Origin of the sequence: Demequina maris, from assembly GCF_000971155.1 — a bacterium.
Lineage (GTDB): Bacteria > Actinomycetota > Actinomycetes > Actinomycetales > Demequinaceae > Demequina > Demequina maris.
Genome location: NZ_BBLX01000002.1, coordinates 169,828 through 189,057, shown reverse-complemented (window position 1 = coordinate 189,057; position 19,230 = coordinate 169,828). Strand labels below are relative to the sequence as shown.

Genomic DNA, 19,230 nt, shown 5'->3' with positions numbered 1-19,230 from the left:
TCACGGCTACCGTCGGCCGTTCTCTGAAACCCCCTTTTCTTCTTCCAAGGAGCACCCATGACCAGCACCCGTGTGCGCGCCGGCCTGATCGCGACGACCGCCCTCTCCGCGCTGATGATGGCGGGCTGCTCCTCCTCGACGGAGCCCGAGGCGAGCGAGTCCGCGTCGACCGCCCCCGAGGCCAGCGAGACCGCCGTCGCGCTCGAGACCCTCACCGAGGGCAAGCTCACCATCGCGACCGGCGAGCCCGCCTACGAGCCGTGGGTCGTGGGCGACGCGCCGGAGTCCGGCGAGGGCTTCGAGGCCGCCGTCGCGTACGCGGTCGCCGAGCAGATGGGCTTCGCGGCCGAGGACGTCGTGTGGGTCCGCTCGAGCTTCGACTCGGCCATCGCGCCCGGCGCGAAGGACTGGGACATGAACATCCAGCAGTTCTCCATCACCGAGGAGCGCAAGAACGCGGTCGACTTCTCGTCGCCGTACTACACGACCACCCAGGCGGTCGTGACGGTCGAGGGCTCGGCCGCCGCCGACGCCGCCTCGGTCGCGGACCTCGCGGACCTCAAGGTGGGCGTGCCCTCCGGCACCACCTCCTACACGGTGGCCGCCGAGGTGCTCGGCGACCAGAACCTCGCGGTCTTCAACTCGTCCGAGGACACCGTCCTCGCGCTCAACTCGGGCCAGATCGACGCGTTCGTCATCGACCTCCCCTCGGCCTTCTACCTCGCCGCGGTCGAGCTCGACGGCGGCAAGATCCTCGGCCAGTTCGAGGACGCCACCGGCGGCGACGAGTTCGGCTTCGTGCTCCCCAAGGGCTCGGCGCTCACCGAGGCCGTGACCGCGGCGGTCGACGCGCTCACCGAGGACGGCACGCTCGCCGCGATCGAGACCGAGTGGCTGTCGGACGCGGTCGACGTCCCGGTCCTCAAGTAACCCGATCCTGAGATAAGCGGACGATGACGGACCGAGCGGCGGACGCGGCAGGCGCGGCGGACGCGACGGAGGCCTGGGAGCCCAGCGCTCTCGAGCTGGAGCGTCGCCTCACGCGCAAGCGCGCCTCCCGCCGCTCGGTCCTCATCGCGCTGGTCTCGACGGTCGCCTTCGCGGCCATCGCGGGTTGGCTCGTCCTCAGCTCGCCGGGCTGGGCGGACGTCCAGCAGGCGTTCTTCAACCCCGAGGTCGCCAAGGACTCGTTCCCCAAGATCCTCGAGGGCCTCTGGCTCAACATCCGGGTGCTGTTCTTCGCGACCATCGCCGTCGCGGTGGTCGCCACCCTCCTCGCGGTCATGCGGTCGCTGCGCGGTCCCGTGTGGTTCCCGTTGCGCGCCCTCGCCACCGGCTACACGGACCTGTTCCGCGGCCTGCCGGTGCTCATCGTGCTGTACCTCGTGGGCTTCGGCATCCCGGCCCTCAACCCCGAGAACCGCATCTCCGTCGCGGTGCTCGGCACCATCGGCATCACGCTGTGCTACTCCGCCTACGTGGCCGAGGTGCTGCGCGCCGGCATGGAGGCCGTGCACCCGTCGCAGCGCATCGCGGCGCGCTCGCTGGGCCTGTCGCACGCCAAGACGCTGCGCCTCGTGGTGATCCCGCAGGCGCTGCGCAAGGTGGTGCCCGCCCTCATGAACGACTTCGTGTCGATGCAGAAGGACGTGGGCCTCATCTCCGTCCTCGGCGCCGTCGACGCGGTGCGCGCGGCGCAGATCGCCACCGCGAGCACCTACAACTTCACCCCCTACGTGGTGGCGGGTCTGCTCTTCGTGGCGATGAGCTTCCCGATGATCCGCCTCACCGACCACGTCTCGGCCCGCATGGCCAAGCGCGAGCAGATCGGAGGCACGGTGTGAGCGTCCTCGAGCTCCACGGCGTCCACAAGCTGTTCGGCGACAACCACGTCCTCAAGGGCGTCGACCTCGACGTCGACGAGCACGAGGTCGTCGTGGTCATCGGCGCCTCCGGGTCCGGCAAGTCCACCCTCATGCGCACGATCAACCTCATCGAGCGGGTCGACGACGGCCGCATCCTGCTCAGCGGCGACGACATCACCGACCCCGCGGTGGACGTCGACAAGGTGCGCGCCCGCATCGGCGTGGTGTTCCAGCACTTCAACCTGTTCCCGCACATGCGCGTGATCGACAACGTCACGCTCGCGGCTCGGAAGGTCCACGGCACCCCCGCGGACGTGGCGCGCGACCGCGCGGTGGGCCTGCTCGAGAAGTTCGGCCTCGGCGAGAAGGTCGAGGACTACCCCGACCGCCTGTCGGGCGGCCAGCAGCAGCGCGTGGCGATCGTGCGCGCGATCCTCACCGATCCCGAGCTGCTCCTGCTCGACGAGATCACCTCGGCCCTCGACCCCATGCTCGTGGGCGAGGTGCTCGACCTGGTCCGGGACCTCAAGGCGCAGGGCTCGACCATGCTCATGGCCACGCACGAGATGTCGTTCGCGCGCTCGGTAGCCGACCGCATCGTCTTCATGCACGGCGGCCGCCCCCTCGAGGTGGGCACGCCGGAGCAGATCTTCGGCGACCCGCAGCACCCCGAGACGCGCGAGTTCCTCGCGCGCATCACCCACCGCTGACTACGGGGGCCCGTCCCGGCCGAGAGCGGCCATGTCCTGCTCGGTGAAGGTGACCTGGCGGCGGTAGCCCGGCCGGGGCTTCCTTTCGGGTCCGTAGGACGCCGACGGGACGAATTCGGGGCCGTCCTCGCGCCACCTCAGGCCCCACCGCTCGCGGTGGAACCAGTGGTGACAGGCGACGCACAACATGAGCCCGTCGCGGACGTCGGTGAGCCCGCCGTACTGGAACTCGGTGACGTGGTGGACGTCGCAATGGCTGGGCGGGGCGCCGCAGTACGCGCAGCCGCGGTCCCGCTCGGCGATCGCGCGCCGCTGCGCCGCGGTGAACAGCCGCTGGGCACGCCCGTGGTCGAGGATCTCCGAGCCCATGCCCAGGATCGTAGGCACGATCTGGGCGTCCGCCGCGTGCCGGCGCAGCACGCCCACGGGCACGGGCTTGTCCAGCCCGTCCACCGACCCGTACCCGTCGCCGCCCGTCAGGTCCGCCAGGGTCATGCGGATCGACACCGTGGTCTTGACGGCGTCGTGCGGCTTCCGGCAGCCATTGGCATGCCGGCCGAGCCACCCCAGGGCGTCGGCGCGCAACTGCGACGGCGTGCGCGCGTCCACCTCGTCCGCGTCCCGCGCGGACCTGAACGCCTTCTTCAGATACCCGTCCAGCGCAGCCAGCAGCGGGGCGGCGGTCATCGGGTCCAGGAGCGCGGTGAGGCGGATCATGCCGTCGGCCTCCTCGCGCGTGGACGCCTGGCGCATCTGGAACTGCTCCTCGTACCGCTCCTCCGCCACCACCGGCGGCGTCAGCCCTGCCTCGAACTGCGCCACGAGCGACCGGATCGAGCGCAGCGGCACCGTCACCGCCTTGTCCACCGCCATCCGCTCGACCCGCGCCAGCGGCACCCGGCCCAACGGCGTCGCCCTGACCGCGTCCGACACCGGCAGGCCATCCGCATCACGCGCGTCCGGGTGCGTCATCAGCACGGAGCGCAGCAGCACGAACGCGTCCGCGGACAGCCGGCGCTCCCGCGCCGCCCACGCCAGGTGCGGCAGGACGCTCGCGCCACCCGGCGCATCGTCCGGCCGCCCGAACAGCGCAGTGCCGAGGATCCTCAGCCGCTCGGCCTCCGCGACGGTGCCGCCCGTCTCGGCCGCGATCAGCTGGTCGACGCCCTTGAACCCGCGCCGGCGCGCCATCCCGCCGGGACCGGCGGGCGACCGGGCACCGAGGTCCGCGGCGACCTGCGCGATCACCAGGTCATGCTCACGCCTGCGCGCCACGGCGTCCCGCATCAGCGCGACCGCGTCCCAGTCCGTCAGGTCAGCGGCGGCCTCCGCCCGCGCACGCAGCCCCTCGAGGGGATCGGTGGCGGTCGTCTCGGCCATGTGACAAGTCCACCACCGCCCTCAGACAACGAACCGGACAATCCGGACAGTTGTCCACAGGGCGGCGCGGACCCGTCAGTCGATCTCGCTGTCGCCGTCGACCACCGCGGGCAGCGACGCCGTGACGACCGAGCCGTCCGAGCGCATCGTGCCGTGGAAGGCCGAGGCGTCGGGGGCGCCGTCGATGCGCGGTCCCTGGTCGGCGAGCGGCACCGTGACGTCCTCGCCTCGCAGCACGCTGACGCGCTCGCCGCGCACCATCACGGTGAGGCCCTGCCCCTCCTCGACGGTGAAGGCGATCTCGTCGGGACGCAGCGCCACCAGCAGGCGGGTGCCCTTCTGCGTGAGGCGGAAGCGCATCTCGGGCCACGACGCCGGCAGGCGGGGGTCGAAGGACAGCACGCCGCCGTAGTCGCGCATGCCGCCGAAGCCGTGCACGAGCGCCGACCAGACGCCGCCCGCGGACGCGACGTGGACGCCGTCCGCGGTGTTCGAGTGCAGGTCCGCGATGTCGACGAACAGGCCGTCCCAGAAGTAGCGCAGCGCGAGCTCGTGGTACCCGACCTCGGCCGCCATGATCGACTGCACCACGCCCGACAGCGTCGAGTCGCCGGTCGTGATGGGGTCGTAGTAGTCGAAGTCGGCCTTCTTCTCCTCCGCGGAGAACTGGTCGCCCTGGAGGAACAGCGCGAGCACCACGTCGGCCTGCTTGAGCACCTGGAAGCGGTAGATCACCAGCGGGTGGAAGTGGAGCAGCAGCGGGCGCTGCTCGGGCGGCGTGTTCTCGAGGTCCCACAGCTCGCGCTCGTGGAACAGCGCGTCCTGCGGGTGGATGCCCAGGTCCTCGTCCCACAGGATCGCCATCGACTCGGCGGCGGACTCCCACTCGATGACCTCGGCGTCCTCGAGGTTGAGTCGCGCGACCATCTTGCGGTACTGGTCGGGCCACATCGAGGCGAGCTTGCGCACCGCCGCCGCCGCGGCGCGCAGGTTGAAGCGCGCCATGACGTTCGTGTAGAGGTTGTCGTTCACCACGGTCGTGTACTCGTCCGGGCCGGTGACGCCATGGATCCGGAAGCTCGAGCCGTCGCCCTTGATGTTGCGCCAGAAGCCCAGGTCCGCCCACATGCGCGCGGTCTGCACGAGGATGTCGATGCCCTCGCGCGCGAGGAACTCGTCGTCGCCCGTGGCCTTGACGTACTTGTCGATCGCGAAGGAGATGTCCGCGTCGATGTGATATTGCGCGGTGCCGGCCGCGTAGTACGCGGAGGCCTCCTCGCCGTTGATGGTGCGCCACGGGAACAGCGCCCCGTGCTGAGCCAGCTCGCCCGCGCGCTCGATCGCCTTCGGCAGCATCCGGAAGCGGTACCGCAGCGCGTTGCGCGCGATCCCCGGCGACGTGTAGACGAAGAAGGGCACCACGTAGATCTCGGTGTCCCAGAAGTAGTGACCGCTGTAGCCGGAGCCCGTCACGCCCTTGGCCGCGACGCCCTGGCCGTCGCCGCGCGCGGCGGCCTGAGCCAGCTGGAAGAGGTTCCAGCGGATCGCCTGCTGGACGCGGTCGTCGCCGTCGACCTCGACGTCCGAGCGCCTCCAGAAGTCCGCGAGCCACTCCTCCTGGTCCGCGAACTGCTTCTCGACGGTCTCGTTGCGCACGCGCGACAGCGTGCGGTGGCAGCGGTCGCCGAGCTCGCGCGCGGGCACCACGCGGGACGTGTGATAGGTCACGACCTTGGTGAGGCTGAACGTGCGCCCCGGCTGCGCGTGGAAGCGGAACACCTGCTTCGCGTAGTCCGGCTGGATCTCGGTCTCGGTCTGCACGTCGCCGTCGAAGTCGTACGTGTGCTCCATCGCGACCGCGAGCGTCATGCCCGAGTTCACGCACTGGTAGCCGAGCATGAGGTGGTCGCCGTGCGAGCGGTGCAGCCGCGGCTCGAGGACGCGCTCGTTGAAGGCCTCCGACTTGCGCGGGTCGAAGCCCACGCCGCCGCCCGGCGACGACCGGTACTCGTCCGCGCCCGCCTGACGGTTGAGCAGCTGCGACGACACCGCGATGGGCGCCTCCTTGTCGAGCAGCGTCACCTCGAACTGCATGATCGCGAGGTGGCGCTGCTGGAACGACACCATGCGGCGCGAGCGGACGCGGACGCGGTTGCCGGCCGGCGTCCGCCACAGCAGGTCGCGCGTGAGCACGCCGGTGCGCATGTCGAGGGTGCGCGAGTACTCGGGCAGGTCCGCGACGGACAGCAGCAGCGGCTCGTCGTCGACGTAGAGACGGATGATCTTGGGGTCCGGCACGTTGACGATGGTCTGGCCGGTGCGCGCGAAGCCGTACGCCTCCTCGGCGTGACGGATGCGCCACGTCTCGTGGAAGCCGTTGATGAAGGCGCCGTGCGCGTACGCATCGTGCCCCTCCTCGATGTTGCCGCGCAGGCCCAGGTAGCCGTTGCCGAGCGAGAACAGCGTCTCCGTGGTGCCCATGTCCTCCGAGCCGAACTCGGTCTCGACGAGCCGCCACGGGTCCGCGGGGAACCTCAGCCGGTCCACATAGTCGGGCGCGGTCGTGTCGCCGAGCGCGCGCTGCGCCACCTTCATGCCTGCACCAGCTCCTTCAGGTCCTCGACCACGATGTCCGCGCCGCCCTCGAGCAGCTCGTCGGCCCCGGCGCCGCGGTCGACCCCGACCACGAGCCCGAACTCCCCCGCCTTGCCGGCCTGGACGCCCGACATGGCGTCCTCGACGACCACCGCGCTCTCCTTCGGCACGCCCAGCAGCTCCGCGGCATAGAGGTAGGTGTCGGGCGCGGGCTTGCCCGCGATGCCGTGGTCGGCGGCCACCTGGCCGCTCACGACGATCTCGAAGCGGTGGGCCAGCCCGGCGGCCTCGAGCACCGCCGGCGCGTTGCGCGAGCTCGACACGACCGCCATCGCGCACCCGATGCTCTCGAGGTGGTCCATCAGCGCGACCGAGCCCGGGTACGGCGTCACACCCTCGTCGCGCAGGATCGCCGCGAAGGCCTCGTTCTTGGTGTTGCCCACGCCGCAGATCGTCTCGGTGCCCGGCGCATCGTCCGGCGTGCCCTCGGGGAGGGTCACGCCGCGCGACGCGAGACAGGACCGCACGCCGTCGTAGCGGGGCTTGCCGTCGACGTGCTGGAAGTAGTCGGCGTCCGTGTACGCCGGGGTGATCCCGTGCGCCTCGAAGTAGTCCGTGAACATCCGCCTCCACGCGTCCATGTGCACGTCCGCGGTGGGCGTCAGCACGCCGTCCAGGTCGAACAGTGCGGCGGCGAAGCTCGCGTCGGGCACCTGGGGCAGGCGCCAGGGGGCGGTCTCGGGGGTCACGGGGTCTCCCTCCAGCTCGGGTTCGGTCGGATGCCGTGCACCCGGTCGAACGCGTTCGCCCCGCTGGATGTTTCATGAGGGGGGACGGCCGCGTCACCTCGATAGTAGCCACCCGCCCGGCAGGGCTGTCGAGGAAGTCCCGTCGCCACCGGGGACGATGCACGGACCTGGACTTTCCGTAGAGTGGGGAACGTGGACACGCAGGCGCTGGAGCCGATGCAGGCCGAGGAGATCGTGTCGGGCGCCGTGCTCGAGCAGCGGCACCTCGACGGCGGGCTCCTGGGCGACCTCGAGGCGCATTCGGTGGAGCTGCTCGAGTGCATGTTCAGCGACTGTCAGGGCGGCGAGTGCAGGCTGCCGAACCTGCGCGTCACCGGCACCACGCTGCTGGGATCCTCGTTCGCGACGCTCGCGCTGCCGGGCGCGCGGGTGTTCTCCGGCCGCGTCGAGGGGGTGCGCATCGGCGCGCTGCTCATGGACGGCGCCGACGTCTCGGTGCACCGCATCGCGGCCTCACGGATCGACGTGCTGTCGCTGCGCGACGCCAAGGTGCGCCGCCTCGAGATCGTGGACTCGCAGATCGGCCTGCTCGACCTCGCCGGGAGCCGCCTCAAGGAGGTCTCGATCGTGGGCGGCTCGATCGAGGAGCTGGTGCCGTCGCGCGCCGAGGTCGACGGCTTCGACGTGTCGCGCACGTCGCTGGGCCGGGTGGTCGAGGCCGCGGGCCTACGCGGCGTGACCCTGTCGATGCAGCAGGCCATGGAGCTCGGGCCGGACCTGGCCCACCATCTGGGCGCGCACCTCGTCGACTGAGGAGCCCGACGGGCTCAGCCCTTCGTGTGGAACCTCATCTGGGCGGCCTCGACGCCGTGCTCGAGGATCGCCTCGACGGCGTCCGCCGCATCGTCCACGAGGAACGGCAGCTCCTTGCGCTCGGCCGCGGAGAACGGCTTGAGCACGAACGTCGCCGCCTCCATGCGGCCCGGCGGGCGGCCGATGCCGACGCGCACCCGCACGTAGTCGGGCGTGCCGAGCGCCTTCGTGACGTCCTTGAGGCCGTTGTGGCCCGCGGAGCCGCCGCCGCGCTTGATCTTCACGGTGCCGAAGGGGATGTCGAGCTCGTCGTGGATCACGATCACGTCGGTGGGCGACACCGAGTGGTACTTCGCGAGCGACGACGTGGGCCCGCCGGAGACGTTCATGTAGGACATCGGGCAGCCGATGACCACGGGACCGCCCGCGAGCCGCACCGTCGCGTTGCGGGTGTGGGTCTTCTTGGAGACGGAGAGGGACGATGCGCCGCGGCGCGCGAGCTCGTCGATCACCATCTGGCCGACGTTGTGGCGCGTCTCCGCGTACTCGGGGCCCGGGTTGCCCAGGCCGATGACCAGGCTCGTCACCAGCTCCTCCTCCGTGTGCTCGTAAGACGACGACGCCCGGCCCGCCCACAGTCGGGCGAGCCGGGCGAGCATCGGTGTGAGATTACTCCGCGGCGGTCTCGGTGGCCTCGGCGGCGGGGGCCTCCTCGGCCGCCTCCTCCTCGGCACCGGCGCCACGCGGCACCGAGATCGTGACGACGGTGGCGTCACCGTCGGTCACGAGCGAGGCGCCCTTGGGGAGGACGACGTCCTTGGCGTGGACGACCGCGCCCTCCTCGAGACCCTCGATCGAGACCTCGACCGACTCGGGGAGGTGGGTGGCCTCCGCCTCGAGCTGCAGCGACGCGTGCTCGACGACGTGGATGGTGCCCGCGAAGGACTCGCCGGTGACGTGCACGGGCACGTCCACGGTGATCTTCTCGCCCTTCTTCACGAGGAGGAGGTCGACGTGCTCGATGAGGCGGCGCACGGGCTCGACCTGCACGTCCTTGGCGATCGCGAGCTCCGACGAGCCGTCGAGCTCGATCGTGAGGAGGGCGTTCGAGTGCTTGAGCGCCATCATGGTCTCGTGGCCCGGGAGCAGCACGTGGACCGGGTCGGTGCCGTGGCCGTAGAGCACGGCGGGGATCTTGCCGGCGGCACGGGCGCGGCGGGCGTAGCCCTTGCCGAACTCGGTGCGCTTCTCGGCGGCGAGCGTGAGCTGGTCGGACATTCGATTCTCCTCTGACGTCAGATGGGGCCACGGCAAGGCAGGGCATCTCGCATCTGCCGCGTCGATCACGGAGAGCCCGAGGGCCTCCCTCGCCGAGGAACCGGACAACTATACCTGGCCGGGGGGACGATGCGCCAGCCGAGGAATGCGGACAGGTCGGGCGCGGTTGTGCCTGGCATGTCTACCTCCGCGACGAGCAGTCCCCGCTCCGGCACCTCAGGCGACATCTGGGAGAAGGCGGCCCGTGCCGGCTACGCCGTCTCCGGCGTCCTCCACATCGTCCTCGGCTTCCTGATCGTCAAGATCGGGTTCGGGGCGAACGCGGAGGCCGACCAGAGCCACGCGCTCGCGAGCCTCGGCCACAACCCGCTCGGCGCGGTGATCCTGTGGGCCGCCGCCGCAGCGTTCCTCGCGCTCGGCCTGTGGCAGGCCGCCGACGCGCTCCGCTCGAGCGAGGACGCGAAGGACCGCGCCAAGGCGGGAGGCAAGGCGGTGATGTACGCCGCGCTGGCCTTCACCGCCGCGTCCGTGGCGATGGGCTCGTCGGGCAAGAACGGGGACCAGCAGGCGCAGGGCTTCGCCGGCACGCTCATGCAGGCGCCCGCCGGACGGCTGCTCGTGGGCGCCGTGGGCCTCGGCATCATCGCCGGAGCCGTCTATCACGTGGTCAAGGGCGCGCGTCAGAAGTTCCTCGAGGACCTGCGGGCCCTGCCCGGCCATGAGCACCTCGGCACGGGCGTGAAGGGCCTCGGCACCGTGGGCTACATCGCGAAGGGCGTCGCGCTCGGCGTCGTGGGACTCCTGTTCGTGTCCGCGGCGGTCGCCGCGAACCCCGACAAGGCCAAGGGCGTCGACGGCGCCGTCGAGTGGCTGCTCGGCGCGCCGGGCGGGCCCGTGGTCGTGGTGCTGGTGGGCCTCGGCTTCGCCGCGTACGGCCTGTACTCGTTCGCCCGCGCCCGTTACGCGAGGATGTGACGTGGTCAGCGGACCGGGCGCGACGCCGCCCGCACCTCGAGACGTCCCCGGCGCGCTCGCGCGCCGCGTGCTGCTTCCGGCCGCGATCCTGTGGGTCGCCGTGGTCGGGATCGGCCTCCTCCTCGCCGAGATCCCGGAGAACGGGATCAACGAGCGCTTCGTCGAGCTGCGCGTCCCCGCGCTCGACACCGTGACGACCTATGTGTCGGGCGCCGCCTCGACCATGGTCGTGATCGCCACCGCGATCGTGGTCTCGGCCATCGTCTGGTGGACCTCGCGCCAGTGGTGGCTCGCGATCGTGCCGCTGGTCGCGCTGTCGCTCGAGGCGATCGTGTTCCTCACCAGCTCGATGGTGGTGGGGCGCGACCGTCCCGACGTCGACCAGCTCGACCACGCTCCCCCGACCGCGAGCTTCCCGAGCGGCCACACCGGCGCCTCGACGAGCGTCTACCTGTCGTTCGCGCTGCTGGCGACGCGCATCCGCAACGGCGTCCTGCGCGTGACGGTGATCGTCATCTGCGCGGCCATGCCGGTCGCGGTCGCGCTCAGCCGCGTCTACCGCGGCATGCACCACCCGACGGACGTGCTCGCCGGCCTCGTGGTCGGCGCGACGTGCGCGCTCATCGCGTGGACGTGGATGCCCGCGCGCGAGCCGGCGCCCGCCGACGCCCCCACGGACGAGGTCCCCGCAGCCCGCTGACGCATCGTCCCCGCGCCCCGCGCGTGTGACTTCGCGCACACCATCGTGCCTGGATAGGGCCGATGCGGCGCGCCCCTGGCAGACTCGCGCCCAACCGATCGGGGCGTGGCTCCGTTCTGGGGTCATGACTGGGGGTACAGGACGATGACCGTCACGTGGGAGCCGATGCTCCACGACCTCGCGAGCCAGCGCATGGGCCGGCTGCTCGCGTTCGCCACGATGCTCGCCGGCCCCTCGCTCGCGGACGACCTCGTTCAGGACGCCGTCGTCGCCGTGTTCTCCAAGAACCGCCGCTTCGACAGCCTCGCCCAGGCCGAGCAGTACGTCCGCCGCGCGATCGCCACCAAGTACATCGACTCGCTGCGCAAGGACAAGGCCGACCGCGAGCGGATGCGCCGCTACGCCGCCGGCGAGATCCTGCCCGACCCCGCCGACCGCATCGTCGCCTCCCACACGGTGGACGATGCGCTGGCCCAGCTGCCGCCCCGGGTGCGGGCCTGCGTGGTGCTGCGACACCTCGAGGACCTCTCGGTACGCGAGACGGCCCACACCCTGGGCCTGTCCGAAGGTGCCGTGAAGCGGTACGTGTCCGACGGCCTCAAGACGATGAACGCCTACCTCGGCACCGACCTCAAGGACGTCGAGACCGAGACCAGCCCCATGACCGAGAGGAGCGCACGATGACCGAGCTGCGCGACATCCTCCACCAGCGTCACCACGAGCTGGCCGCCTCCCTGCGCCACGCCGACGAGTTCGACGAGACCGCCGCCGTGCGCTCCGTCAAGGTCCACCGACGCGGGCGCGCCATCGTCATGGGCTCCAGCTCGCTCGCGACCGCGACCGTGCTCGCCGCCGGCGCGTGGCTCCTCCTCACCCCCAGCGAGCCCGACATCGCACCCGCTGTCGCGCCCTCGCCGTCCATGTCCGTCTCGCCCTCGCCCACGCCCACGCCGTCCGCGTCCGTCACCGCGGAGCCCGCGCCGATCTCGTACGAGGGCCGCAACCCCGACATGACCGACGGCGAGGCCTTCTACCGCGCGGAGCACCCGGCCACCGGCGAGGTCTGGCTCCCCGAGCCGATCGAGGTCAAGGCGCCGGCCGGGGTCTCCGGGTACGGCGCCGATCAGTGGTGGCACGTCGGCGACCGTGAGGACGCCGCCATCCTCGTGCCTACCGGCGCCTACCTGGACCTCGCGATCGTGGAGGTCGCCTACGACGGCACCGTGACCGAGGTGGCGGCCCCGCTGCCGAGCGATCCCGCTCCCAGCGGCGCCACCCGGACGGGGCTGCCCGCGTCGAACGTCTACTACGACTCGATGGCGTTGCCGGCGACGTTCACCGGTCCCGACGGCCTCGCCATGGATCCGCGCGACCGCGGCTCGTTCGTCCTGGCGTTCGACGGCGGCTTCGAGGGGCCCGGGTACGAGCAGGTCACGGCCTTCGGAGGCAGCCGCGTGGTGCGCAGGAGCGAGACGTGGGAGTACTCGTACGCATCGTTCTTCTCCCAGTTCGACGACTACGACGCGCAGAGCCCCGCGGTGGTCGCGGCTCGCACGGTCGACGAGGTCGCCATCGACCGCACCGAGAACGTCAACTACTTCCTCGAGTACCCGTTCGGCGTCGGCACCGAGATCTCGCTCGACCCGCTCGACACCGACCGGCTGCGGAGCGAGGACTACCGCTACGTGGACCTGCACGACCTCGCGTGCAGCACGGTGCACGAGTACGGCGCGTTGGACACGCAGGCCGATCCCGCCGACTGGGTCGAGGTCGGCGGTTCGGACGGAACTCCCTGGTACGTTCCGACTCGTGGGAACGAGCTCGCGCGCGCCTTCTACGACCTCGCCGAGGCCGAGGGCGGCGCGCGCCTCGACGAGATCGGCGTGCGGAGCTTCGATGACTACCTGGCCGAGCGCGTGATGCTCGGCACCCCGGCCGCCGACGGCTACGGGTGGTGGGTGACGATCCGGTCCGAGGGCTCGATCCGCCAGGGTTGCTGAGACGGACGGCACTGCGCCGGAGATGGGGGAACCGATGAATGACGAGGCGACGGACGAGACGACGGCGACCGGACCCGAGCCGGGCGGTTCGCGCAAGCGAGCCGTGCTCATCGCGGCGGCGGCTGCAGCGGCCGTCGTCGCGCTGGGCGTGACCGCGTGGGCGATCACGTCGGGCTCGCCCGCGCCGGCGGCGACGCCGTCGGCCTCGGCGAGCCCGAGCGCCAGCGCGACGCCGTCACCGACACCGACACCCAGCGCATCGTTCACCCCCTCGCCCGAGCCCGTCAGCTACGAGGGTCGCAACCCGGGCATGAGCGACGAGGAGGCGCTGTACCGCGCCGAGCACCCCGCCACCGGCGAGGTGTGGCTCGACGAGCCCGTCGAGGTCGAGGCGCCGACAGGCGTCGACCCGTACTTCCCCGTCGACCAGTGGTGGCATGTCGGCGACCGCGACGGTTCTCGGATCCTGGTGCCCAGCGGCTTCCTGACCCCGCTGTCGATCGTCGAGGTCGCTCCCGACGGGGCGGCGAGGGAGCTGAGCTCGCCGCTGCCCAGCGACCCCGCACCCAGCGGGGACACCGCCACGGGGCTTCCCGCATCGGAGCGCTACTACGACTCGTTGTCGCTTCCCGCGACCTTGACCGGACCCGATGGACTCACGATCGACCCGAGGGAGCGCGGTACGTCGGTCGCCGGTCTCGCCGACGGCTTCGAGGGTCCCGAGTACACGCCCGTCGCGACCTACGGCGCGATCAGCGTCGTCCGCCGAGCCAGCCGATGGGACGATTCCCACGGCACCTACTACGCGCAGGACGCTGCAGCGCATCCGGCGGACCCGCGCGTGGTGGCCGGCCTCGAGCTCGGTCTCGTCGTGGCGGACCGCGTCGAGAACGTGAACTACTTCCTCGAGTACCCGTTCGGCTTCGGCGTCGAGATCGTGCTCGATCCGCTCGGCACCGACGAGCCGGCGGCGGACGGGCGCGTCTATCGCGACATGTTGGACCAGGGGTGCGCGAACGTCATGGAGTACGCCTCGCTCGACACCCGGGCAGACCCCGCCGAGTGGATCCCGGTCGAGGGCTCGCATGGCCTCCCCTGGTACACGCCGACGTCGGACAACGACCTCGCGCACGCGTTCTACGACTTCGCCGCCACCAACACGCTGGGATGGCTCGCGGATGCTGGGGTGCACTCCTTCGAGGACTATCGCGAGCAGCGCATGATGCTCGGCACCCCGGCCGCGGACGGCTACGGGTGGTGGGTGGTCGTCGACGGCCGCGCCTCGGTGCGCGTGGCCTGCTGACACGCGAGACGGGGCCCGCGCATCGTCATGATGCGCGGGCCCCGTCCGCGTGAAGCGTGAAGGCTCAGACGGCGCCGTCGAAGAGCGACGTCACCGAGCCGTCGTCGAAGACCTCGCGGACCGCGCGCGCGATGAGCGGAGCGATCGAGAGGATCGTGAGCTTGTCGAACTGCTTCTCCTCGGAGATGGGCAGCGTGTCCGTGATGACGACCTCGGAGACGCCCGACTTCGAGAGGCGGTCGACGGCCGGGCCCGAGAGCAGGCCGTGCGTCGAGGCGACGATGACGTCCTTCGCGCCGTTCTCGAACAACGCCTCGGCGGCCTGCACGATGGTGCCGCCGGTGTCGATCATGTCGTCGACGAGCACACAGGTGCGGCCCTGGACCTCACCGACGAGCTCGTGGACCTTGACCTGGTTGGGGACCGAGGGGTCGCGGCGCTTGTGGATGATCGCGAGCGGGGCGCCGAGGTGGTCGGACCACTGGTCGGCGAGGCGCACGCGGCCGGCGTCCGGCGACACGATGGTGAGGTTGCCCGGCGAGGTGCGGCTCTTGACGTAGTCCGCGAGCATCGGCATCGCCCACAGGTGGTCGACGGGGCCGTCGAAGAAGCCCTGGATCTGCGCCGTGTGCAGGTCCACCGACATGACGCGGTCCGCGCCGGCGGTCTTGAACAGGTCAGCCATGAGGCGCGCCGAGATCGGCTCGCGGCCCTTGTGCTTCTTGTCCTGACGGGCGTAGCCGTAGCTGGGGATGATCACGGTGATGCGCTTGGCCGAGGCGCGCTTCATCGCGTCGACCATGATGAGCTGCTCCATGATCGCCTCGTTGATGGGCGCCGCGTGCGACTGGAGGACGAACGCGTCGGCGCCGCGCACCGACTCCCCGAAGCGCACGTACAGCTCGCCGTTGGCGAAGGTGTACGCGGTGGTCGGCAGGAGGTCGATCCCGAGGTTCTTCGCGACCGCCTCCGCGAGCTCCGGGTGCGCCCGGCCGCCCGCGAGGACCAGGCGGCGCTCGCTCGGGTTCGAGATCACGGCATTCATGCTTCTCCCTTGTGGTCGGCGGCCGCGGCCGCTCGCTCCTCCTGTGCCCCCGACGATAGTCCGCGGGAGTCGTCTGCGTCCTGTGCAGCGCGTGCGGCGGCGGCGGACGGCGTGCCCGGGCGACGACGCTCGACCCACCCCTCCACGACCTGCTGCGAGACCGCGTTGAGCGCGAGCGCTCCCGCGGGGACATCGTGACGGATGATCGCGCCGGCGCCCGTGTAGGCACCGTCGCCGATCTCGACCGGCGCGATCAGCGTGTTGTCCGAGCCGATGCGCACGTGGTCGCCCACGTGCGAGGTCGACTTCGTCACGCCGTCGTAGTTCACGAAGATGGAGCCCGCGCCCACGTTGGAGTGCTCGCCGACGGTGGCGTCCCCCACGTAGCTGAGGTGCGGCACCTTCGAGTGCGCGCCGATGGTCGCGTTCTTGGTCTCGACGAAGGCGCCGATCTTGCCCTTCTTGCCGAGCACCGTGCCGGGACGGAGGAAGGTGAACGGGCCCACGGTCGCGCCGGGGCCGATCTTCGCCAGCGAGCCGTGCACGCGCGTGACGGTGGCGCCCTCGCCCACCTCGACGTCGGTGAGCGTGGTGTCGGGGCCGACGGTGGCGCCGGCGGCGACGTAGGTCGCGCCGTGGAGCTGGGTGCCGGGCAGGACGGTCGCGTCCGCCTCGAGCTCGACATCCGCGTCGATCCACGTGGTGGCCGGGTCGACGACGGTCACGCCCGCGCGCATCCAGCCGTCGACGATGCGGCGGTTGAGGGCCGCGCCGGCCGCGGCGAGCTGGACGCGGTCGTTGACGCCCTCGACGGCGGAGGCGTCCGGGGCGACGAGCGCGCCCACGCGGCCGCCGGCCTCGCGGGCGAGCGCGAGCACGTCGGTGAGGTACAGCTCGCCCTGGGCGTTGTCGGTGGTGAGGTGCGCGAGCGCGTCGCGCAGGCCCGCGGCGTCGAAGACGTAGATGCCGGCGTTGATCTCGCGGATGGCGCGGACCTCGGCGGGGGCGTCCTTGTGCTCGACGATGCGCAGCACGGCGCCGTCGGTGTCGCGGACGATGCGCCCGTAGCCGGTCGCGTCGGGCACCTCCGCGGTGAGCACGGTGACGGCGTTGCCCTGCTCCTCGTGCGCCGCGACGAGCGAGCCGAGCAGCGCGCCGTCGACCAGCGGCACGTCGCCGCTGGTGACCACGACCGAGCCCTGGACCTGGTTGTCGAGGACCGCGCGGTCGCCGATCGCGCCGGCGGCCACGGCCGCGGCGACGGTGGTGGCGTCGAGGGTCGACAGCCCGCAGCGGACGGCGCTGCCGGTGCCCGGCACGGCGTCCTGGTCGGCGATCAGCGCGTGCGGCGCGACGTCGGTGATGTGGGACGCGACGGCCTCGCGCTCGTGGCGGACGACCACGACGGTGCGTCCCGGGTCGAGCTCGGCGGCGGCGGCCAGCGCGTGCGCGACGAGCGAGCGGCCGGCGATCTGGTGCAGCACCTTGGGCGTGGCGGACCTCATACGGGTACCCGCCCCTGCGGCCAGGATCATCACGGCTGCGGGTGGGGTCGGGGTCACCGGATCTCCTCACACGTGGCGCACCCCGGTCAGGGGGCATGAAGGCTGGACTCGCCAAGTCTAGCGTTCGGTGAACGCCCTGATGCGCGCGCATCGTCCCGGGACGCGCGCTGACCGCTGGCGTCGTCGGACCTGTCGTTGGCGCATCGAGACTCAAGTAGAACCTTGCGTGTTCCGCGTGCCGCTAGAACCACCGGGAGCGCGCGTCGGGTCTCCGTCGCTCGACCGTTGCTCCAGGTCCGCGTTGGCACGGACGCGTGCCGCCGCCGCTGCAAATCGCCCTCCGAAGTCGTAGCGACCGAAATTGGCGATCGCTCCATTGCACGACTTGCAAAGAAGCCCTCGGACGCGCCCAGTGAGGTGGTCATGATCCACTGACGGGGGCTTCGTGAACTGACGTCGACAGACCCCACAGCGGCCCCCTTGACGGAACCACAGGCCTCTGTACTCCTCGACCGTGATCCCGTATCGGGCAAGACGCGAGGTGTTGCCATAGATCGGCTCTCCGACGTCTGAGGTCATGGGGTTGCTCCACCCGGGGCGGCACTCGTCCGAGCCCCGTCTTAAGGAAGCATCGTCGGGCCGCTTATTGTCAATGTGGAGGAGTGCTCAATTGCGCGCATCGTCCCGGGACGCGCGGCTCCGCCCAGAGGATTCGAACCTCTCGCACGCGCAGCGCCCGAATCTCAGGTTAACGAGCCGTTTTACCTGTTCAGCTGACGATATTGCGCGAATGGTCACAGGTCAGCAGCGGACAACAGGAGCCAGAAGCGTACAATGTTATTGCACGGAAGTTGCACGACGGAGAAGCCATGGTCACGCGACGCGAACGCAGGAGCTGGGGCGCTGTTCGCAAGCTCCCCTCCGGCCGCTGGCAAGCGTCCTACGCCGGCCCAGACGGGGCTCGCCACACGGCCGACACCACGTACACCTCTAAGCTCGACGCCGAGGCATGGCTCTCGGCGCAACGCATCCGCATTGAACGCGGCGAATGGTCGCGCGGGCGACCTGCGCAACGACCAGAAACGGTCCGCGAGTACAGCGAACGCTGGCTCACTCGGCGCACGGTGAAGGGCGCACCACTCCGACCGTCGACTCTGGCGCTCTACCGACGCCTGCTGAACGGGCTCGTGTACCCGACCTTCGGTGAGCTCTACCTAGCCGAGGTCAGCCCCGAGGACGTCGAGGACTGGTACTACTCCCTCAAGCCCGACGCTCCTACTCGACGAGCTCACGCGTACGCCCTACTTCGCACGATCCTCGGCTCCGCGGTTCACGAGCGGAAGCTCCATGCGAATCCGTGCGAGGTCACCGACGCAGGGACGAGGCGGCGTGCTCCCGAACCGACCATCGCCACCTTGGCCGAGCTTGACGCGATACGCGCTGCCCTCCCCGATCGGCTGGGCGCCATGGTGACCCTCGCAGCATGGGGGGCCCTTCGGTACGGCGAACTCGCCGAACTGCGGCGCCGGGACGTCGATCTCGGCGCGGGCACGGTTCGGGTCGAGCGCGCGGTCGGGTGGCCGAACGGCAGCCCGGAAGTCGGACCTCCCAAGACGTCAGCCGGTCGCCGTGCCGTCGCACTGCCTCCACACGTTCTGCCTGAACTTGCTGAGCACATGGCAGACCATGTGGGCCCGGGACGCGATGCACTCCTCTTCCCGGGGAACGACAACCGCCAAATGCCGTACAAGACTTGGTACCGCTACTGGCATCCCGCGCGTGAGGCTGCAGGACGCCCGGACTTGAAGTTTCACCACTTGCGGCACACGGGCCTCACCCTGGCTGCGCGCGCAGGTGCCACGACGGCAGAGCTCATGCGCCGAGCAGGCCACGCTTCGCCAGCCGCAATGATGGTCTACCAGCACGCGGACGAAACGCGCGATCGAGCAATTGCGCAATCGCTGTCGCGCCTCGCGACGGAGGCTGACTAGCTGCGACGCAGCGTGCGGCGCCAAACGCGAGCGGCAGGGTCGCGACTCGGTACACCGCCCTTTGTCATCCATACGAATGCACGCGTTGTCCACGGTCGTCGACAGGTTGTCCACGGTCGTCGACAGGTTGTCCACGGTCGTCGACGGGCTGTCCACGGTTGTCCACGCGCTGCACGCGACGCGGTTTGAATCGGCCCTTCCTGGGAGCTAAATAACACATACGGGCGGTCGTGGCCCCAAGCGCCTTAGCCGACGGGCTGCGCCTATCGCCCCGATCCGACGCCGCAAAGGCCGAGGAGCTACATATCTCCGCCAATTTGC

The 19,230-nt window shown here is 70.9% G+C and carries 18 protein-coding genes; 10 read left to right on the top strand and 8 right to left on the bottom strand.

Annotated features, from left to right (window positions below; all coding sequences use genetic code 11):
• Positions 1-57 precede the first annotated feature (57 nt).
• From AOM02_RS03100 to AOM02_RS03090, 3 genes are read left to right on the top strand one after another with little or no spacing between them, the layout of a single operon-like run.
• Complete coding sequence (locus AOM02_RS03100; protein WP_062296533.1) at positions 58-930, top strand: ABC transporter substrate-binding protein; 873 nt, start codon at positions 58-60, stop codon at positions 928-930.
• 23 nt (positions 931-953) lie between these two features.
• Positions 954-1,844, top strand: a complete 891-nt coding sequence (locus AOM02_RS03095; protein ID WP_062296531.1) for an amino acid ABC transporter permease — start codon at positions 954-956, stop codon at positions 1,842-1,844.
• Positions 1,841-2,575, top strand: coding sequence for an amino acid ABC transporter ATP-binding protein (locus AOM02_RS03090; protein ID WP_062296529.1), 735 nt, complete (start codon positions 1,841-1,843; stop codon positions 2,573-2,575). The genes AOM02_RS03095 and AOM02_RS03090 overlap by 4 nt, the downstream gene beginning before the upstream one ends.
• On the opposite strand, the gene AOM02_RS03085 is transcribed toward AOM02_RS03090, so the two are convergent.
• The 3 genes from AOM02_RS03085 to AOM02_RS03075 form a co-directional block, all read right to left on the bottom strand.
• The gene (locus tag AOM02_RS03085) at positions 2,576-3,955 is read right to left on the bottom strand and encodes an HNH endonuclease (protein ID WP_062296527.1); all 1,380 of its coding nucleotides are present in this window, start codon (positions 3,953-3,955) and stop codon (positions 2,576-2,578) included.
• A 75-nt stretch (positions 3,956-4,030) separates the two neighbouring features.
• Positions 4,031-6,550 (bottom strand): glycoside hydrolase family 65 protein, encoded by a 2,520-nt coding sequence (locus AOM02_RS03080; protein ID WP_062296525.1) that lies wholly within the window; start codon positions 6,548-6,550, stop codon positions 4,031-4,033.
• Entirely contained in the window at positions 6,547-7,299 is a 753-nt protein-coding gene (locus AOM02_RS03075) for an HAD family hydrolase (RefSeq protein WP_228373079.1), read from the bottom strand. Before AOM02_RS03075 ends, AOM02_RS03080 begins: the two co-directional genes overlap by 4 nt.
• Before the next feature lie 192 nt (positions 7,300-7,491).
• On the opposite strand from AOM02_RS03075, the gene AOM02_RS03070 reads away from it, so the two are divergent.
• Positions 7,492-8,112 (top strand): hypothetical protein, encoded by a 621-nt coding sequence (locus AOM02_RS03070; protein ID WP_062296523.1) that lies wholly within the window; start codon positions 7,492-7,494, stop codon positions 8,110-8,112.
• A gap of 14 nt (positions 8,113-8,126) precedes the next feature.
• On the opposite strand, the gene pth is transcribed toward AOM02_RS03070, so the two are convergent.
• Positions 8,127-8,771, bottom strand: a complete 645-nt coding sequence (pth, locus tag AOM02_RS03065; RefSeq protein WP_082104844.1) for an aminoacyl-tRNA hydrolase — start codon at positions 8,769-8,771, stop codon at positions 8,127-8,129.
• 10 nt (positions 8,772-8,781) lie between these two features.
• Positions 8,782-9,390, bottom strand: a complete 609-nt coding sequence (locus AOM02_RS03060; protein ID WP_062296521.1) for a 50S ribosomal protein L25/general stress protein Ctc — start codon at positions 9,388-9,390, stop codon at positions 8,782-8,784.
• A 177-nt stretch (positions 9,391-9,567) separates the two neighbouring features.
• Between AOM02_RS03060 and AOM02_RS03055 the strand changes: the two genes are divergently transcribed.
• The 5 genes from AOM02_RS03055 (at position 9,568) to AOM02_RS03035 (ending at position 14,368) form a co-directional block, all read left to right on the top strand.
• Positions 9,568-10,365: a DUF1206 domain-containing protein gene (locus AOM02_RS03055; RefSeq protein WP_062296519.1), complete on the top strand. Its 798-nt coding sequence runs from the start codon at positions 9,568-9,570 to the stop codon at positions 10,363-10,365.
• A gap of 1 nt (position 10,366) precedes the next feature.
• Positions 10,367-11,065 carry a phosphatase PAP2 family protein gene (locus AOM02_RS03050; RefSeq protein ID WP_062296517.1) on the top strand — a complete coding sequence of 233 codons (699 nt, stop codon included), beginning with the start codon at positions 10,367-10,369 and terminating at the stop codon, positions 11,063-11,065.
• Between the two features lie 144 nt (positions 11,066-11,209).
• A complete protein-coding gene (locus AOM02_RS03045; protein ID WP_062296514.1) occupies positions 11,210-11,749 on the top strand; it encodes a sigma-70 family RNA polymerase sigma factor in 540 nt (179 codons plus the stop codon).
• Positions 11,746-13,065: a hypothetical protein gene (locus AOM02_RS03040; protein WP_062296512.1), complete on the top strand. Its 1,320-nt coding sequence runs from the start codon at positions 11,746-11,748 to the stop codon at positions 13,063-13,065. Before AOM02_RS03045 ends, AOM02_RS03040 begins: the two co-directional genes overlap by 4 nt.
• Positions 13,066-13,099: 34 nt before the next feature.
• Positions 13,100-14,368 carry a hypothetical protein gene (locus tag AOM02_RS03035; protein ID WP_062296509.1) on the top strand — a complete coding sequence of 423 codons (1,269 nt, stop codon included), beginning with the start codon at positions 13,100-13,102 and terminating at the stop codon, positions 14,366-14,368.
• Positions 14,369-14,432: 64 nt separating this feature from the next.
• Here the strand turns inward: AOM02_RS03035 and AOM02_RS03030 are convergent, their stop codons facing one another.
• The 3 genes from AOM02_RS03030 to AOM02_RS14725 all read right to left on the bottom strand — a co-directional run bounded on the left by AOM02_RS03030 (position 14,433) and on the right by AOM02_RS14725 (position 17,497).
• Positions 14,433-15,413, bottom strand: coding sequence for a ribose-phosphate diphosphokinase (locus tag AOM02_RS03030; protein WP_062296507.1), 981 nt, complete (start codon positions 15,411-15,413; stop codon positions 14,433-14,435).
• A complete protein-coding gene (gene glmU, locus AOM02_RS03025; protein WP_082104843.1) occupies positions 15,410-16,975 on the bottom strand; it encodes a bifunctional UDP-N-acetylglucosamine diphosphorylase/glucosamine-1-phosphate N-acetyltransferase GlmU in 1,566 nt (521 codons plus the stop codon). The genes AOM02_RS03030 and glmU overlap by 4 nt, the downstream gene beginning before the upstream one ends.
• 153 nt (positions 16,976-17,128) lie before the next feature.
• Entirely contained in the window at positions 17,129-17,497 is a 369-nt protein-coding gene (locus AOM02_RS14725) for an endonuclease domain-containing protein (protein ID WP_082104842.1), read from the bottom strand.
• Between the two features lie 290 nt (positions 17,498-17,787).
• Here AOM02_RS14725 and AOM02_RS14035 point away from each other — a divergent pair, with 290 nt between their 5' ends.
• Positions 17,788-18,909, top strand: coding sequence for a tyrosine-type recombinase/integrase (locus AOM02_RS14035; RefSeq protein WP_082104841.1), 1,122 nt, complete (start codon positions 17,788-17,790; stop codon positions 18,907-18,909).
• Positions 18,910-19,230 lie beyond the last annotated feature (321 nt).

Excerpts from the sequence above, each read along its gene's own strand:
- AOM02_RS14725 (WP_082104842.1), bottom strand. The coding sequence starts at position 17,497 with ATGACCTCAGACGTCGGAGAGCCGATCTATGGCAACACCTCGCGTCTT.
- pth (WP_082104844.1), bottom strand. The coding sequence starts at position 8,771 with ATGCTCGCCCGGCTCGCCCGACTGTGGGCGGGCCGGGCGTCGTCGTCT.
- AOM02_RS03080 (WP_062296525.1), bottom strand. The coding sequence starts at position 6,550 with ATGAAGGTGGCGCAGCGCGCGCTCGGCGACACGACCGCGCCCGACTAT.
- AOM02_RS03055 (WP_062296519.1), top strand. The coding sequence starts at position 9,568 with ATGTCTACCTCCGCGACGAGCAGTCCCCGCTCCGGCACCTCAGGCGAC.
- AOM02_RS03060 (WP_062296521.1), bottom strand. The coding sequence starts at position 9,390 with ATGTCCGACCAGCTCACGCTCGCCGCCGAGAAGCGCACCGAGTTCGGC.
- AOM02_RS03100 (WP_062296533.1), top strand. The coding sequence starts at position 58 with ATGACCAGCACCCGTGTGCGCGCCGGCCTGATCGCGACGACCGCCCTC.
- AOM02_RS03085 (WP_062296527.1), bottom strand. The coding sequence starts at position 3,955 with ATGGCCGAGACGACCGCCACCGATCCCCTCGAGGGGCTGCGTGCGCGG.
- AOM02_RS03040 (WP_062296512.1), top strand. The coding sequence starts at position 11,746 with ATGACCGAGCTGCGCGACATCCTCCACCAGCGTCACCACGAGCTGGCC.
- AOM02_RS03035 (WP_062296509.1), top strand. The coding sequence starts at position 13,100 with ATGAATGACGAGGCGACGGACGAGACGACGGCGACCGGACCCGAGCCG.
- AOM02_RS14035 (WP_082104841.1), top strand. The coding sequence starts at position 17,788 with ATGGTCACGCGACGCGAACGCAGGAGCTGGGGCGCTGTTCGCAAGCTC.
- AOM02_RS03030 (WP_062296507.1), bottom strand. The coding sequence starts at position 15,413 with ATGAATGCCGTGATCTCGAACCCGAGCGAGCGCCGCCTGGTCCTCGCG.
- AOM02_RS03045 (WP_062296514.1), top strand. The coding sequence starts at position 11,210 with ATGACCGTCACGTGGGAGCCGATGCTCCACGACCTCGCGAGCCAGCGC.
- AOM02_RS03095 (WP_062296531.1), top strand. The coding sequence starts at position 954 with ATGACGGACCGAGCGGCGGACGCGGCAGGCGCGGCGGACGCGACGGAG.